Origin of the sequence: Xanthomonas sp. WHRI 1810A (assembly GCF_040202885.1) — a bacterium.
Taxonomy (GTDB): Bacteria; Pseudomonadota; Gammaproteobacteria; order Pseudomonadales; family Pseudomonadaceae; genus Aquipseudomonas.
Window position 1 is genome coordinate 106,885 of the sequence record NZ_JBEGED010000017.1, and the last position, 14,461, is coordinate 121,345.

The 14,461-nt window shown below is 56.0% G+C and carries 16 protein-coding genes; 10 read left to right on the forward strand and 6 right to left on the reverse strand.

From position 1 onward, the window contains the following. The first annotated feature begins 66 nt into the window (after positions 1 to 66). The 6 genes from ABQX22_RS22080 to ABQX22_RS22105 all read left to right on the forward strand — a co-directional run bounded on the left by ABQX22_RS22080 (position 67) and on the right by ABQX22_RS22105 (position 2,949). Entirely contained in the window at positions 67 to 903 is an 837-nt protein-coding gene (locus ABQX22_RS22080; protein WP_349801990.1) for an RNase A-like domain-containing protein, read from the forward strand. Positions 904 to 913: 10 nt separating this feature from the next. Further along, on the forward strand, positions 914 to 1,264 hold the full coding sequence (locus tag ABQX22_RS22085; RefSeq protein ID WP_349801991.1) for a hypothetical protein: 351 nt from the start codon (positions 914 to 916) through the stop codon (positions 1,262 to 1,264). Between the two features lie 85 nt (positions 1,265 to 1,349). Beyond that, positions 1,350 to 1,688 carry a hypothetical protein gene (locus tag ABQX22_RS22090; RefSeq protein WP_349801992.1) on the forward strand — a complete coding sequence of 113 codons (339 nt, stop codon included), beginning with the start codon at positions 1,350 to 1,352 and terminating at the stop codon, positions 1,686 to 1,688. Positions 1,689 to 1,840: 152 nt separating this feature from the next. Then, entirely contained in the window at positions 1,841 to 2,191 is a 351-nt protein-coding gene (locus tag ABQX22_RS22095) for a hypothetical protein (protein WP_349801993.1), read from the forward strand. 89 nt (positions 2,192 to 2,280) lie between these two features. Then, complete coding sequence (locus ABQX22_RS22100) at positions 2,281 to 2,553, forward strand: RNase A-like domain-containing protein (protein ID WP_349801994.1); 273 nt, start codon at positions 2,281 to 2,283, stop codon at positions 2,551 to 2,553. 57 nt (positions 2,554 to 2,610) lie between these two features. Continuing rightward, positions 2,611 to 2,949, forward strand: coding sequence for a hypothetical protein (locus ABQX22_RS22105; protein ID WP_349801995.1), 339 nt, complete (start codon positions 2,611 to 2,613; stop codon positions 2,947 to 2,949). 128 nt (positions 2,950 to 3,077) lie between these two features. Here ABQX22_RS22105 and ABQX22_RS22110 read toward each other — a convergent pair whose 3' ends face one another. Further along, a complete protein-coding gene (locus ABQX22_RS22110; RefSeq protein ID WP_349801996.1) occupies positions 3,078 to 4,205 on the reverse strand; it encodes a hypothetical protein in 1,128 nt (375 codons plus the stop codon). 158 nt (positions 4,206 to 4,363) lie between these two features. Between ABQX22_RS22110 and ABQX22_RS22115 the strand changes: the two genes are divergently transcribed. After that, on the forward strand, positions 4,364 to 6,292 hold the full coding sequence (locus tag ABQX22_RS22115; protein ID WP_349801997.1) for a RecQ family ATP-dependent DNA helicase: 1,929 nt from the start codon (positions 4,364 to 4,366) through the stop codon (positions 6,290 to 6,292). Positions 6,293 to 6,440: 148 nt separating this feature from the next. Here ABQX22_RS22115 and ABQX22_RS22120 read toward each other — a convergent pair whose 3' ends face one another. From ABQX22_RS22120 to ABQX22_RS22135, 4 genes are all read right to left on the reverse strand, one after another. After that, positions 6,441 to 6,917, reverse strand: a complete 477-nt coding sequence (locus tag ABQX22_RS22120; RefSeq protein WP_349801998.1) for a YMGG-like glycine zipper-containing protein — start codon at positions 6,915 to 6,917, stop codon at positions 6,441 to 6,443. A 315-nt stretch (positions 6,918 to 7,232) separates the two neighbouring features. Continuing rightward, entirely contained in the window at positions 7,233 to 9,563 is a 2,331-nt protein-coding gene (locus ABQX22_RS22125) for an FdhF/YdeP family oxidoreductase (RefSeq protein WP_349802009.1), read from the reverse strand. Positions 9,564 to 9,565: 2 nt separating this feature from the next. After that, positions 9,566 to 10,405 (reverse strand): formate dehydrogenase accessory sulfurtransferase FdhD, encoded by an 840-nt coding sequence (gene fdhD / locus ABQX22_RS22130; RefSeq protein WP_349801999.1) that lies wholly within the window; start codon positions 10,403 to 10,405, stop codon positions 9,566 to 9,568. Positions 10,406 to 10,499: 94 nt separating this feature from the next. Continuing rightward, entirely contained in the window at positions 10,500 to 11,387 is an 888-nt protein-coding gene (locus ABQX22_RS22135; protein ID WP_349802000.1) for a LysR family transcriptional regulator, read from the reverse strand. A 166-nt stretch (positions 11,388 to 11,553) separates the two neighbouring features. Here ABQX22_RS22135 and lysM point away from each other — a divergent pair, with 166 nt between their 5' ends. Next, entirely contained in the window at positions 11,554 to 12,000 is a 447-nt protein-coding gene (lysM, locus tag ABQX22_RS22140; RefSeq protein ID WP_349802001.1) for a peptidoglycan-binding protein LysM, read from the forward strand. Positions 12,001 to 12,131: 131 nt separating this feature from the next. Here the strand turns inward: lysM and yrfG are convergent, their stop codons facing one another. Further along, complete coding sequence (gene yrfG / locus ABQX22_RS22145) at positions 12,132 to 12,794, reverse strand: GMP/IMP nucleotidase (protein ID WP_349802002.1); 663 nt, start codon at positions 12,792 to 12,794, stop codon at positions 12,132 to 12,134. Positions 12,795 to 12,890: 96 nt separating this feature from the next. Here yrfG and nudE point away from each other — a divergent pair, with 96 nt between their 5' ends. Further along, positions 12,891 to 13,457: an ADP compounds hydrolase NudE gene (nudE, locus tag ABQX22_RS22150; RefSeq protein WP_349802003.1), complete on the forward strand. Its 567-nt coding sequence runs from the start codon at positions 12,891 to 12,893 to the stop codon at positions 13,455 to 13,457. Next, on the forward strand, positions 13,454 to 14,296 hold the full coding sequence (gene cysQ / locus ABQX22_RS22155) for a 3'(2'),5'-bisphosphate nucleotidase CysQ (RefSeq protein WP_349802004.1): 843 nt from the start codon (positions 13,454 to 13,456) through the stop codon (positions 14,294 to 14,296). Before nudE ends, cysQ begins: the two co-directional genes overlap by 4 nt. The last annotated feature ends 165 nt before the right edge of the window (positions 14,297 to 14,461 follow it).

Here is a 14,461-nt window from a genome sequence, read left to right on the forward strand (position 1 = left end):
GCCCGCCGTCGTTGCAAGTTTGGCGGCTGAAAATAAAAGTCATTTCAGTAGCAGGCCCTTTCACGTATGTACAGAACAGACGACTTCCGTGTAACGCTCAGTTTCCCGCAAATGGCCGCGATTTTATCGCATGAGTCCTTATCTGAAGGCGAAATAAGGTCAAATCGCATATTCGGTAGTTTGCGGCTCGTTGGCGGCATTATTGAACTGGCGGGGGCGGGGGTTCTTTGCGCGATTCCCGAGCCTATCTCGAAGGTCGGCTGTGTTGCGATGGGGGTGCACGCGTCTGATCAACTGTCCGCGGCGTCGACACAGATTCTTACTGGACAGCAGACGGATTCCTTTGCTTTCAAGGCTGGGACGTCTGTCGCTGAATCAGTCGGAGCCTCCCAGGGCACAGGCCAGGTCATTGGTTTGGCGATGGAGTTCGCGGTGCCGCTTTCTACGGCTTCGTTGTACAACGCGTTCAGGGTGTCTTCGGTCAGGGCGGGGCGGATGACCGTTGTCACGAGTGAAATACCCTTGCATGCGCCCAAGAGAATGGGTGGTGGCCATACGATTGCCAAACATGTCGAGAAGACGCTGGCTTACCTGCAAAAGCGGTTTGCGTCGAAGAAAGTTCAAATTGCGAGCACCTTTCATGACTTGGCGACTGCAGAATGGGCGGTAAGCCAAGCACTGCAGCGCAATAGGCTCAAGATTTTGATGCTTTCTAAACTAAAGTTCCTGCAAAAAAAGGGACGCTATGAGTTCGACACTTCGCTAAAGAAAATTGTCGGGTGGGGTATTTCCCGAAACGCGCCAGCGGAAATTGTTGAGATGTCAAAGGTCAGGGTCGTTATTTCGTTCGTCGAGTACAATTATATGCCCTACTATATAGTTACGGCTTTCCCGGTTCCATGAGGTACGACCAATGAAATACAGTTCTTTAATGAGTTTCATGTACGATGTTGGAAATGGGGTCGGGGAGTTTTTGACAGACGAGGAAAAAGCAGTTTTTGTCCCGCTGACATTGGCCGAAATAGTCAAAGCGTACGTAGATGAAAGCTATCCTTTGGACAGGTTTTTATTGCGTAGAAACATTAAAAGTTATATTAAAAATCATCTCAGCGCTGACGGCTTGGAATATGCCTACCCATTTGAGTACGAGCTAACCTTCCCCGAAGACTACTTCGAAGGGGACTTACATGTCTTTCTGAAAAACGTCTTGTTCTTGCTGGAAGTAGAGCGAAAGGCCCGGATCAAAGCCTTTTTCTTCCGGTGATGACTTGGTTCCCAGCCCAAATGATTTGCCCTATGCTTCATTCCCGGCCCTATGAGATTTTTAATAAATGGCTTACGGATATCTAATGGATTTCATGTTTGATGTCGGCATCGGCGTCGGTGAATTTTTGCAAGACGAAGAAAAAGCCGAGTTTACCCCGATGACGTTGGCTCAAATAGTTAAGGATTATATTGATAAACGAAATTTTCTTTGTGTAATTTTCTTGCGAAGGAATATAAAGCACTATATTAAACACCACATGACGGCTGACGGTTTGGAATATGCAGATCCATTTGATCAAGAACTTTCATTTGCAGAGGACTACTTCGAAGGCGACCTTCATGTATTCCTCACAAACGTCTTGTCATTGCTGGAGGCGGAAAGGAAGTCTAGACTTCGGAAGTATTTTTTAGGTCAGCCCTGACCGTTAAGGGAATGAGTGGTGGCCAAACGATGCCAATCATGTCGAGAAAACGTTAGCTTTTCTGCAGAAGCGGTTTGCGTCGAAGAAAGTCCAGTTCAATAATGTGCCTTATCTTATTGTCACTCCATTTCCAATTAAGTGAAGCGGCAAATATGGCTTATACAGTTCTAATGGGATTCATGTATGAAGTTGGAAATGGCGTCGGTGAATTTCTGCCTGATGAGGAAAAAGATGCCTATGTCCCGCTTTCGTTGTCTGACATTGTCCGCGAATATTTCGATACTCATGGGACGGTTAGTGTCTTCTTCTTAAAAATTCAAATAAAAAGCTACATAAAAAGGAATATGACTGTAGACGGTTTGGAGTATGCCGAGCCCTTCAACCAAGAACTGCGCTTCCCTGAAGATTATTTCGAGGGCGATCTTTATGTATTCCTGAAAAATGTCTTGGCTTTGCTGGAAACAGAAAGGAAGTCCAGGATCCGAAACTATTTCTTATGGTAGCTGACAGTATTATGCGTCGTATGAGTCCTATTTGTCTCAAGAAAAACTAACGGCTATACAGCATCTAGCTTATGTAAGGAGTCAGAAAGATGCTCACCTCGAATAAAGTTAATGAATCAACTACGTTTTATGATCTGCAGGCCGCTGAGTGGGCCGTGAGCCAAGCGCTTCAAAAAAAAAGGCTGAAAATTCTAATATATTCCAGAGCAAAATTTCTGCTAATGCGGCCTGAATATCGGTTTGATATTGAACTGGGGCGCGAGGTGGGCTGGGGAATCACCAAGCAAAATCCTGAGGATGTAGTGCATCTTTCCAAGATCAGGGTAGTTCTTAAGATGACTGAGTATAACCACATGCCTTAATTTGTTCTGACGGCATTTCCGGTTTATAAGGTACGTCCATCGACTTACGGCTTTCTGATGGGATTCATGTACGATGTGGGAATTGCAGTTGGCGAGTTTTTGGTGGATGAAGAAAAGGATAGTTACGTTCCTTTGACTCTGCCGGAGATCGTTGCGGAATACGTTGATACTCATAGCACTCTATGTGTGTTTTTTTTGAAGCGAAATATCAAAAAATATATAGACAAGAATATGACGGCTGACGGTTTAGAATATGCCGATCCATTTGATCAAGAGCTTTCATTCGCCGAAGATTACTTCGAAGGCGATCTTTATGTATTTCTGACAAATGTCTTGGCTTTGCTGGATGCAGCAAGCAAGCTTCGCAGCAGTCATTTGTTTCGCCGCCAAGCATAAAAAACCGCCCCTATAGGACGGTTTTTTGGAATTCTTGGCCACGCGTGCTCTTGATTTGAGCAGGTATCAGCCGGGTTAACGCATGCACTCAGTAAAACTCAAATCCATCATCTACAAATTCTTCCGACTCAGTGTATATCCTTATACAGCCCATCATCTTTAGCCAATACAGACAACCCGGTCGCTGGCGCGAAGTGCTTGCCAGCCACCAGCGAAAAAGCAGTGCCCTTGTCTGCATAACTGACGTACCGTTCGTTATTCTCGTGTTCGGTAAGTTTGGTGTAGGAGTTTTTCCGCATTTTGACGAAATCAGTTTCATGCACGACGATGCCTTGGTGCAAAGTTTTCACTTTGACGGGCGTCAGTTTCAGTCGTTTATCGAGCGGTGATCCCCATCGCGTCAAGCACACTTCTGCATAATGCCGCACCAGCGTACCGGGCTCCATCAAGTTGCCTTCTCCCGATCCGCCGCTGAGGGAGGCATTGCCCACCAGTGTGGCATGTCGTCCGGGCATTGGATAAATGCTCGTCTTTGTGGCTGGATCGGTCTTGGGAATAATGCATGAGAAGCCTTTTGATCGTTCATCCCGGGCATAAAACGCGACGTACTGTTTGACGTTTTTACCCAGCGTCACCTTCTCGGTTTGGTAGTTCAAGGGGCCGGGCACCGGGTCGATGGCGAAAATGTTCACGGCGATGTGCTTGAGAGCTGGGTCGGCCAGCATGGCATTCGCCACCATGTGGCAGCTGACGCCACCCCGGCTCCAGCCCACCAGGTTAACCTGTTTGGGAATCAATCCGCCTTTGCGGTAAGTCTTGATGATCTGCTCTTGCAGTTGCTGCTGGCTGACCTTGCGATCGCCGTAGTCATAATGCCGCCACAGCCACGACCCACTTTCTTCTACGTCGTGAATCGGCAGCCCGGCCGCTTTCAGCCGGTTGTATTCGGCTTCGGTCAGTTTCTTGCGTTGCCAACTGGTTTTGCCTTTGATCATGTTCAGGGCATGTTTTACGTTTTCTTCCCAGCCTTTGCCAAAGGCGGTGCCAGTCCAGCCATACCCCTTGGATTCAGTGAACAGATCATCCGCTTGCAGGTTGCCGCTGCCCGGTCCATCGATGGCTATCCAGTCAGCGAACTCTCGGTTTTGCATATTATTTGCCAGCGTGGCAACTAATTCGCCGTTCCAGTAATTATGGTTAATTGTATCGTATCGTGTTGAACCCGTACCGCAAAAGAAAATAGTGAACGTACTCATACTGCAATCTCATTGTTGTGGTGAATGAATAAACAGAGATTAGGACGTTATTCTTAGTTTGCCGTTTAGATGCTGTTACGTAATGTGAATAACTTGTTTGTTGACCTGTTAATGTCTTAAGGTGCGAACCCTTTCCAACAGTCGATGGAGTGGCACCCATGCATCAAACCCTTGAGCGGGTATTCGGTTATCAGCAGTTCCGCGCAGGACAAGAGGCCGCGATTGGGGCAGTGCTGGCGGGGCGATCGGCAGCGGCCATATTCCCGACCGGTTCAGGCAAGTCGCTGTGCTATCAACTGCCTGCCTTGCTATTGCCGCACCTGACGCTGGTGGTGTCGCCGTTGCTGGCGTTGATTCAGGACCAGTTGGCCTTCCTTCAGCGTCACGGTATCGCCGCGGCCAGCATCGATTCGGCACAGAGTCGCGATGAGGTCGCCGACGTTATGTCCCGAGCCCGCTCGGGGGAGCTGAAGATTCTGATGATTTCCGTCGAGCGCCTGAAGAACGAACGCTTCCGGCATTTCATCGCACAGATCCCCATTTCGTTACTGGTAGTAGACGAAGCCCACTGCATTTCCGAGTGGGGGCATAACTTCCGTCCCGATTACCTCAAGCTGCCGGACTACCAGCGCGAGTTCAACATCCCACAAGCTTTGCTGCTGACGGCTACCGCCACGCCAGGCGTTATCGCTGACATGGAGAGCAAATTCGCCATCGCGCCGGATGACGTGGTGACCACGGGCTTCTATCGATCGAACCTCACGCTGCTGGTTGAGCCAGTGCCGGGGCGCGACAAGCGTCGGCGGCTGGTGCAGTGGCTCGGCGAGCGTGCCCATCAGCCGACCATTGTTTACGTGACGTTGCAAAAGACTGCCGAGTTTGTTGCGGCGCATCTTTCTGAAAACGGCATTCCTGCTTATGCCTATCACGCAGGCCTGGTCCACGATAAGCGCGAGTCCATTCAGCGGCAGTTCATGGGCGGCAAGCTCAATTGCATCGTGGCAACCATCGCGTTCGGCATGGGCATCGACAAGAGCGATATCCGCAACGTCGTGCATTTTGATCTGCCCAAATCCATCGAAAACTACAGCCAGGAAATCGGACGTGCAGGGCGCGACGGTGCGCCCTCCGAATGCCTGGTCCTGGCCAACCGAGACAGCCTGAACGTGCTCGAAAACTTCGTGTACGGCGACACGCCGGAGCGCGAGGGCATCCGACGCGTGCTCGAGGACGTGCTCAACGCGCGGGGCGACGGGCAGTGGGAGTTCCTGCTGATGCCCTTGTCGGACATGAGCAACATCCGCCAGCTGCCGCTGAAGACGCTGCTGGTGCAACTTGAACTTCGCGGGATCATCGCGCCGCGCTATTCCTATTTCGCCGAGTATCGCTTCAAGTTCCTGCTCACGGCGGACCAGATCGTTCAGCGCTTTGAAGGCGAGCGTCGGCAATTTGTGCAGGCGCTGATGGAAACCTCCAGCAAGGCGCGAACCTGGGCGACAGTGAATTTCGATGCGATGTTTCAGCAGTACAACGCAGATCGCGGACGCGTGGTCACGGCGCTGGATTATTTTCAGGAGAAGGGCTGGATCGAGCTGGAAAGCAAGCAGATGACCGAGGTGTACAGCCTGCTCGATACGGACTTTGATCTGGACGCACTCAGCAGCGAGCTGCACGACTATTTCGCCCACCACGAGACAACGGAGGTCGCGCGTATCCACGCAATGCTGGAGGTGTTCAGCAGCGAGCAATGCCTGAGCCACCGGCTTGCACAGTATTTTGGCGATGAGAAAGCGCCAGAGCATTGCGGTCATTGTTCGGTGTGCGAAGGACGCGTGGCCCGATTGCCGGATCCGCCAACACTGGCCCCATTGGACGCCCAGAACTTTCAAGGCCTGTGCGCCGGGTTCATCGCTACACATGGCGCCGCCAAGGGCTTTGAGCCAAGTGCCGAATGCCTGACCCGGTTTCTGTGCGGGATCAGCGTGCCGCTGTTCACCAAGCTAAAGGCGCGGAGTCTTCCGGGCTTTGCTGCGCTCGAGGATTATCCATATGCGTCTGTGCGGGAGTGGGTGCAGGGGCAGATTTGACGTCAACCGATGGGTCGCTTTTGTAGGACCTGACGAGCCCGGGGCGAGGTTGCGATGGCGGTGTGTCAGGTGTACCGCATCGCAGCCTCGCTCGGGCTCGTCAGCTCCTGCAGGACAGCGTCCATCTTGATGATTTTAGCGTCAGGTATTAACGATGGCGCCAATGGCGTTCGTTTTTGCGATGACCGTAGGCGTGACCGCGTGGACCATGGCCATTACGGTAGTCACGACGGTCGCCACGGTAGCTGCGATCGTCGTCGCGGCGGCTTTCGTTGCCCATATAGTTGCCCAAGGCACCGCCCGCACCACCACCGGCTGCAGCACCAATCAGGCTGCCGGTGTTGCCGCCAACGCTGCGGCCAATGACGTTACCGCCTGCGGCGCCCAAGCCGCCGCCCAATGCGGCTTCGGTGCGGTTGCGACGGTCTGCACCCACCGCACCACCGGCTGCACCACCCAGGCCAGCCCCAATGGCCGAACCTGTGCTGCCGCCGATTTGCTGGCCGACAACGGAACCGAGTACCCCACCCAATGCACCGCCCACACCGGCAGTCACGTTATCGCCCGCTGAAGCGAAACCCGTGGCCAGGGTGAGTGACAACAACAGAATCGAGGAATACTTCATGTATGGACTCTCGTAGGGATGACGGCGCGATCCTGCAATCATGTAGGAAATGTCACAATCGAAATCCGACGAATAACGCGACCTGTATACAAAACGCTAAGTTATTGTTTTGATTTAGGAACTAAAGCCAGGAACTTCAGTCACACTTTACTTAACAAAAGGCCCGAATCTCGCGATTCGGGCCTTTTTTTGTGGATCAAATATCTGTAGGAGCGAATTTATTCGCCAAGCATTCAAGGCATCCCGGACTCATCATCCGGGCCGACGTCTCGCGAGTGAATGCCCCGTTACGGAGAGAAACACCCGCGATACGGCTTAAATAATCCGCGCTACCTCGACATGCCGTTCCAGCTTGATCGCGACAAACTTGGACGTCGGGGTGCTGCTACCTTCGCCCACGCTTTCCAGCGGCACCAGAGGATTCACTTCCGGGTAATACGCCGCCGCCTGACCTGCCGGGATGTCGAACGCGAGCAAGGTAAAGCCCTTGACCCGACGCTCGATGTCATCGCCCCAGATCGACACGATGTCGGCCTTCTGACCTGGTACGAAGCCCAGGCGGACAATGTCGGCCTCGTTCATGAACATCACGTCACGCTGACCTTTCACGCCACGATAACGGTCGTCCAGGCCATAGATGGTGGTGTTGTACTGATCGTGAGAGCGCATCGACTGCATGATCACGTCCGGCATGATCCCCGTGGCACGAACCCCTTCATGAACCAGATCCATCGGGAGCATGTTGGGTTTGAAGTTGGCGCGGGCGCTCGGCGTGTTCCAGCGACGCAGGCCGGCCGAGTTACCCAGGTAGAAGCCGCCTGGGTTCTTGATCTTCTCGTTGAAGTCCTTGAAGCCCGGAATCGTGTCGGCAATCAAGTCGCGGATGCGGCTGTAATCTTCCACCAGCCACAACCAGTCCACCGGCTGCTTGCCCAGGGTCGCGTTCGCGATACCGGCCAGAATGGCAGGCTCGGAGCGCATCTGCGGCGACAGCGGCTTGAGTTGACCGTTGGAGGCGTGAACCATGCTGAACGAATCTTCGACTGTCACCGCTTGCGCGCCTTCAGCCTGGATATCAATGTCGGTACGACCGAAGCACGGCAAAATCAGCGCGTTCTTGCCATGCATCAGGTGGCTGCGGTTGAGCTTGGTGCTGATTTGCACGGTCAGGTCGCAGTTGCGCAGCGCTTCGGCAGTGCGTGGGCTGTCCGGCGTGGCTTGTGCGAAGTTGCCGCCCAGACCGATAAAGACCTTGGAGCGACCTTCGAGCATCGCGTGGATCGCTTCGACCACGTTGTGGCCGTTGGTGCGCGGCACTTTGAACTGGAAGCGTTTTTCCAGGGCATCGAGGAAGAACACCGGTGGGCGCTCGTTGATGCCCATGGTGCGGTCGCCCTGCACGTTGCTGTGACCGCGCACTGGACACAGACCTGCGCCTGGACGGCCAATGTTGCCGCGCAGCAGCATCAGGTTGGCGACTTCCTGGATGGTCGGCACCGAATGGCGATGCTGAGTGATCCCCATCGCCCAGCACATGATCACGTTTTTGCCTTTGGCGTACATCCGCGCCGCCAGCTCGATGTCGCTCAGTGGCAGGCCGGATTGCTCGGTGATCTCCTCCCAGGTGGTGTCGTCGATCTTCGCCAGGTATTCCAGCACGCCCTGGGTGTGCTCGTTGAGGAAGTCATGGTCGAACACCGACGGCGCGTTGGTGGCCTGGGCTTCGCGTTCCCATTGCAGCAGGAACTTGGCCATACCGCGCAACAGCGCCATGTCGCCACCCAATGCCGGGCGGAAGTAGGCCGTGTTGGTCGGTTCTGAACCGTTGCTGAGCATTTCAAGCGGGTGCTGCGGGTGTTGGAAGCGTTCAAGGCCACGCTCTTTGAGCGGGTTGACGCACACCACTTGCGCGCCGCGCTTCACCGCTTCACGTAGCGGTTCCAGCATGCGCGGGTGGTTGGTGCCGGGGTTCTGGCCCAAGACGAAAATCGCATCAGCGTGTTCGAAGTCGTCGAACGTGACCGTGCCCTTGCCGACACCGACGCTCTGGGACAACGCCACACCGCTGGCCTCGTGGCACATGTTCGAGCAATCAGGGAAGTTGTTGGTGCCGAAAGAGCGCACAAACAACTGATACAGATAAGCCGCCTCGTTGCTGGCACGGCCCGAGGTGTAGAACTCGGCCATGTCCGGGCTGGGCAGGCTGTTCAGGTGCTTGGCGATGAGCGCGAACGCGTCGTCCCAGTTGATTGCCTTGTAGCGATCGGTCTCGGCGTCGTAGACCATCGGCTCAGTCAGGCGGCCCTGATACTCGAGCCAGTAATCACTCTGTTCCAGCAAGGCGCTGACGCTGTAGCGCGCAAAGAAGGACGCATCGACACGGCGCTTGGTCGCTTCCCAGTTCACGGCCTTGGCGCCGTTCTCGCAGAACTTGACCATGCCGCTTTCCGGCGAGTCGCCCCAGGCGCAACCGGGGCAGTCGAAACCGCCGTTCTGGTTGGTCTTGAGCATCGTGCGGATGTTTTTCAGGGCATTGTCGCTGGTCAGCCAGAAGTGGGCGACGCTGATCAATGCGCCCCAGCCACCGGCCGGGCCTTTGTACGGCCTGTAACGCGGGACGGGGGTTTTGTCGGCTTCTTTGTGCATGCTCACGCTGGCATCTCCATAGCAGGGCTATAAACCCGCGGCGCACTTTTCTGCGGCAGGTGGATTAAATTGAGGTTGTGGCGACGTGCCCATTGCAGCGCCAGGCCCGTGGGTGAAGACAAACTCACCAGGGTCTGAATACCTGCGCGCAGGACTTTTTGTATGAGTTCGAGGCTGCAGCGGCTGGTGACGATGGCGACGCCCCCGGCCGTGGAAATATTCTGGCGGATCAGCGCGCCGATCAGTTTGTCGAGGGCGTTGTGCCGGCCGATGTCTTCGCGGCCCATCAGCAGTTCGCCTTTATCGTCCATGAACAGTGCCGCGTGGACGGCGCCGCAATGTTGCCCCAACGGCTGGAACTCGCTGATGCGCTGACGCAGGCCGTCGAGCCATTCGGCAGGAGGGAGCGGGGCGCCGGGCAGCACATTCAACTCAGGCAGCGCCTGCTCTACAGCTTCAACGCCACACAGGCCGCATCCGCTGGTGCCGGTCATTTGTCGGCGCTGGGTCTTGAGATTCCAGAACGCCCGGTTGGCGATTTCGACCTCTGCCGTGTGGGCAGAGCCGTCGCCCGCGAGCTTCATGTCGTAGATTTCGTCGGGGGAGGCGATGATGCCGCTGCCCAGGCTGAAGCCGACGATGAAGTCTTCAAGATCGGAGGGCGTGACCAGCATGACGGCCTGGCTGATGCCGTTGTAGGCGATGGCGAGCGCCACCTCTTCGGCAAGGTCAGCCGGTTCGACGGCGTCACGTGCGAGGTTTGAGAAACTGTATGACTGGCTTGCGGCGAGCGCGGGCAGGTTTCTTGCGGGCGCCGTGCTGTCCTTGCGTTGGGCGTGCATGGGAATTACCGGCAGAGATTTCAGGCTTTCAGCCTAGGCCTCTTGCGTCATGGCGTCTAATTGCTAGTACTGATGTTCCAATAGATGACGTCGATCAAGATGGCTCGATCATTTTCTGATAGAGGTCGAAGCAGGCTTCGGCCAGGGCAGAGCGAGGTGCCGCGCGACGCATGATCAGGCCAAGCCGAGCCAGGGTTCGCGCTTCTTCTATGGGTTGGAGCCGCAGGTGTTCGGTGAGCGATTCCAGGCCGCCATCGAGCGGCATCACCGCGCAACAGAACCCGCCGTGCACCGCCTGCATCAGTTGATGCACTGCATCGGTCTGGATCAGCGGCTGAGGTTGCAGGCCGCGGCTGTGGAAGTTGTGGTCGATGGACTGCCGAAAATGCATGCCGCTATTGAGCATGCCCAAGGGGAGTTCAATCAGGCTTTCCCATGTCAGAGGCGCGTCACCGAAGCTGAAATGGCGCTGGTCGTACATCAAACCCATGCGCGTCTCGGCCAGTTCCAGCGAGTCGAAGCGGTCGTTGTCCAGACGCTCCAGATACGAAACGCCCAGATCGAGGCGGTTGCTGGCCAGTTGATCGAGAATTTGCTCGGAACTGAGTGAAGACAGCTCGAAGCGCATGTTCGGATGAACGGTATGCAGGCGGTGCAACAGCGGCAGGGGATCAAAGCTCGACAGCGGCACAACGCCCAACCGCAGAGTACCGACCAAATGCCCGCGACAGGCGGCGGCTTCGGCCAGCAAGCCGTCATAAGCGGCGAGCACAGTGCGCGCCCAGGCCAGCACGCGTTCGCCGGGGGCGGTGAAGCTTTCAAAGCGTTGACCGCGATTGACCAGGGGCAGGTCAAGCTCTTCTTCAAGGCTGCGCAGGCGCATGGACAGGGTTGGTTGGGTGATATGGCAACGTGCAGCGGCTTGTCCGAAATGACGGGTTTCATCCAGGGCTATCAGGAATTTCAGCTGTTTGATATCCATCGTCACTCCAGAGGGTGCAGGGCAAGCGCGCGTCGATTCTAGCGCGACCGGATGTCGAATGGCTTGAAACCTTGTCTTTGGCTTGTGGGTCGGAAGTGCTGTTCGGGCAAAGTCAGCGGACTTGAGTCGTTGCTTGGGACATCACTACAACACCAGGAGAAACACTATGAGTCTGTTTAGTTTTGTGAAAGAAGCCGGTGAAAAGCTCATCGATCTTCTGACACCTGGCAATGCCAATGCCGAAGAAGCTCTCAAAAAGCACATAGAGGCTGTCGGTCTCGGCAACCCTAATGTGCAAGCCAAGGTCGAGGGTGACAAAATTACACTGACCGGCGAAGTGGCCAGCCAGGAAGAGAAAGAGAAGATTGTGCTGGCTGCGGGCAACATCGCTGGCGTCGGTAGCGTCGATGATCAACTGACCGTGGCGGCGGGTGCACCTGCTGTGGCGGCAGCCAGGTTTGTGACGGTCGAGAAGGGCGACACGCTGAGCGCGATCTCCAAGCGTGTGTACGGCGACGCGAACAAGTACCAGAAGATCTTCGAAGCCAACAAGCCGATGCTTAAAGACGTGGACAAGATCTATCCGGGTCAGCAGTTGCGTATTCCGGAGTAACGCATCGATTTCTGTGGGAGCGAATTCGTTCGCGAAAGGTGTGGCAGGCAACAGATATGTGTTGGATGCTCCGACGCCTCGCGAATGAATTCGCTCCTACAGTGTTCACGCCCTTTCCTGAAAAACTCGATTCAAAGACCAGCCATCAATTCCCGATAATCCGTCACCGCTTCAAACTCCTCGGTATTCTTCGGCCCCTTTTTGCTGTCCGGCTCACTCACGGCCAACAGGTGCTTGATGCCGTACCTCTCTGCGCTGCGCAACACCGGCAAGGTGTCGTCAATAAACAAGCTGCGCGCAGGGTCAAAATCGATCTCGGCATGCAGCGCGTCCCAGAACTGCGGGTTCTCTTTCGGATAACCGTAGTCATGGGCACTGATCAGCCGCTCGAAATAAGGCGCCAGCTCGATGCGCTCCATCTTCAGCGATAACGAATCACGGTGGGCGTTGGTGATCATGATCACCCGCTTGCCCGCTCTTTGAAGGGCCGCAAGGAAACGCTCGGCGTCCGGGCGCAACGCGATCAGGTGGGCGATCTCCACCTTCAGCTCGCGGACCGAGAGGTTCAGTTCGGTGCTCCAGAAATCCGTGCAGTACCAATTCAGCGTGCCGGCGTTTTTCTCGAACAGTGGCAACAACTCCAGGTCCGCCATGGCCCGGCTTACGCCGTGCAGTTCGGCGTAGCGCTGTGGCAGGTGCTCGAGCCAGAAGTGGTTGTCGAAGTGCAGGTCCAGCAAGGTGCCGTCCATGTCCAGCAGAACGGTATCGATATCGCGCCAGGGTAAAGAAGGCATTTGAATCTCTCAGCGATGAAAAGGTACGTCGGCAGATCCGACACAACAGTCGGAAAAGCCACGGTATAGTACTCCGTCCATGCCAAGGAGCTCGCCATGCGCCAGAAACCCACCGTATTAGCCCGCGAAATCGTCGCCAGTAGCCGCTTGTTTCGAGTCGAAGAAGTGCAGCTGCGTTTCTCCAACGGCGTGGAACGCGTCTATGAACGTCTGGTGGGGCGTGGCAATGGGCACGGCGCGGTGATGATCGTGGCCATGCTCGATGATGAGCACGCAGTCCTGATTGAAGAGTACTGCGGCGGCACCGATGAATACGAACTGTCCCTGCCCAAGGGCCTGATCGAGCCGGGCGAGGACGTGCTGGCCGCCGCCAACCGCGAGCTCAAGGAAGAAGCCGGTTTCGGCGCGCGGCAGTTGGAGCACCTGACCGAGCTGTCGTTGTCCCCTGGCTACATGAGCCAGAAAATCCAGGTCGTGCTGGCCACCGACCTGTACGAAGAACGGTTGCCGGGCGACGAACCCGAGCCGATGCGCGTCGAAAAGGTCAACCTGCGTGAGCTGTCGAGCCTGGTCGAGCATCCTCAATTCTCCGAAGGACGTGCGTTGGCAGCGCTGTACCTGGCGCGGGACCTGCTGACCCAGCGCGGAGTGTTCCAGCCGTGACCGATGCATTCGCGCAGTTGCCTCATCCCTTGCTGGCCCCGGTTATCGATCTTTGCCGAAGCGCGGGCCAGGCCATCCTGCCGTTCTGGCGCCAGGGCGTCGAAGTCACGGCCAAATCCGATAATTCCCCCGTCACGGCTGCCGATCTGGCGGCCCACGATGTACTGGTCGCAGGGCTCACAGCGCTGGCGCCGGATATTCCCGTGCTCTCCGAAGAAGACGCAAACATCCCGTTGAGCGAACGCTCGGGCTGGTCGCGCTGGTGGCTGGTGGATCCGCTGGACGGTACCAAGGAATTTATCGCCGGCAGTGAAGAGTTCACGGTCAATGTGGCCTTGATCGAACACGGCCGCGTGGTGTTTGGCGTGGTGTCGATGCCCACCACTGATCGCTGCTATTTCGGTGGCGCAGGTCTTGGCGCCTGGCGCAGCGACGATCCCCGCCATCTGACGCCCATTACGGTGCGCAACGAGCCTGGAGTCGGCGAGCCCTTCACGGTGGTCGCCAGCCGCCGCCATTCCAGCCCGGAACAGGAGAATCTGCTGGCCGGTTTGTCTACGGTGGTCGGTGAGTTGCAGCTGGCCAATATCGGCAGTTCGCTGAAGTTTTGCCTGCTGGCCGAAGGTACTGCCGATTGTTACCCGCGACTGGCGCCGACGTCGCAGTGGGACACCGCTGCCGCACAGGGCGTGTTGGAAGGGGCGGGCGGCGTGGTGCTGGATTTGGCGGGGGACGTGTTCACCTATCCGGCGCGGGAATCGTTGCTTAACGGTTTCTTCCTGGCGTTGCCGGCCGAAGCCCCGTGGCGCGCGGAGTTGTTAGCGTTGGCGAAGACGTAGGTACTGTAGGAGCGCGCTTGCCCGCGATCGGGATTTGACCGGCGACCCCTATTGCATTGAACGGACGCCATCGCGGGCAAGCGCGCTGTCATCAAACAAGGGATTTGTTGTTGATTTTGAAGGTTCAACAACCTTGCTTCTGCCCGGAGGGCGTGGGAGTCCGGC

What these genes read in the sequence shown, in the direction of transcription:
- ABQX22_RS22095 (WP_349801993.1), top strand. Translation starts at nt 1,841, where the DNA reads ATGGCTTATACAGTTCTAATGGGATTCATGTATGAAGTTGGAAATGGC.
- fdhD (WP_349801999.1), bottom strand. Translation starts at nt 10,405, where the DNA reads ATGCACGCCCAACGCAAGGACAGCACGGCGCCCGCAAGAAACCTGCCC.
- ABQX22_RS22080 (WP_349801990.1), top strand. Translation starts at nt 67, where the DNA reads ATGTACAGAACAGACGACTTCCGTGTAACGCTCAGTTTCCCGCAAATG.
- ABQX22_RS22135 (WP_349802000.1), bottom strand. Translation starts at nt 11,387, where the DNA reads ATGGATATCAAACAGCTGAAATTCCTGATAGCCCTGGATGAAACCCGT.
- ABQX22_RS22115 (WP_349801997.1), top strand. Translation starts at nt 4,364, where the DNA reads ATGCATCAAACCCTTGAGCGGGTATTCGGTTATCAGCAGTTCCGCGCA.
- nudE (WP_349802003.1), top strand. Translation starts at nt 12,891, where the DNA reads ATGCGCCAGAAACCCACCGTATTAGCCCGCGAAATCGTCGCCAGTAGC.
- ABQX22_RS22110 (WP_349801996.1), bottom strand. Translation starts at nt 4,205, where the DNA reads ATGAGTACGTTCACTATTTTCTTTTGCGGTACGGGTTCAACACGATAC.
- ABQX22_RS22120 (WP_349801998.1), bottom strand. Translation starts at nt 6,917, where the DNA reads ATGAAGTATTCCTCGATTCTGTTGTTGTCACTCACCCTGGCCACGGGT.
- ABQX22_RS22090 (WP_349801992.1), top strand. Translation starts at nt 1,350, where the DNA reads ATGGATTTCATGTTTGATGTCGGCATCGGCGTCGGTGAATTTTTGCAA.
- yrfG (WP_349802002.1), bottom strand. Translation starts at nt 12,794, where the DNA reads ATGCCTTCTTTACCCTGGCGCGATATCGATACCGTTCTGCTGGACATG.
- ABQX22_RS22125 (WP_349802009.1), bottom strand. Translation starts at nt 9,563, where the DNA reads ATGCACAAAGAAGCCGACAAAACCCCCGTCCCGCGTTACAGGCCGTAC.
- lysM (WP_349802001.1), top strand. Translation starts at nt 11,554, where the DNA reads ATGAGTCTGTTTAGTTTTGTGAAAGAAGCCGGTGAAAAGCTCATCGAT.
- ABQX22_RS22100 (WP_349801994.1), top strand. Translation starts at nt 2,281, where the DNA reads ATGCTCACCTCGAATAAAGTTAATGAATCAACTACGTTTTATGATCTG.
- ABQX22_RS22085 (WP_349801991.1), top strand. Translation starts at nt 914, where the DNA reads ATGAAATACAGTTCTTTAATGAGTTTCATGTACGATGTTGGAAATGGG.
- ABQX22_RS22105 (WP_349801995.1), top strand. Translation starts at nt 2,611, where the DNA reads ATGGGATTCATGTACGATGTGGGAATTGCAGTTGGCGAGTTTTTGGTG.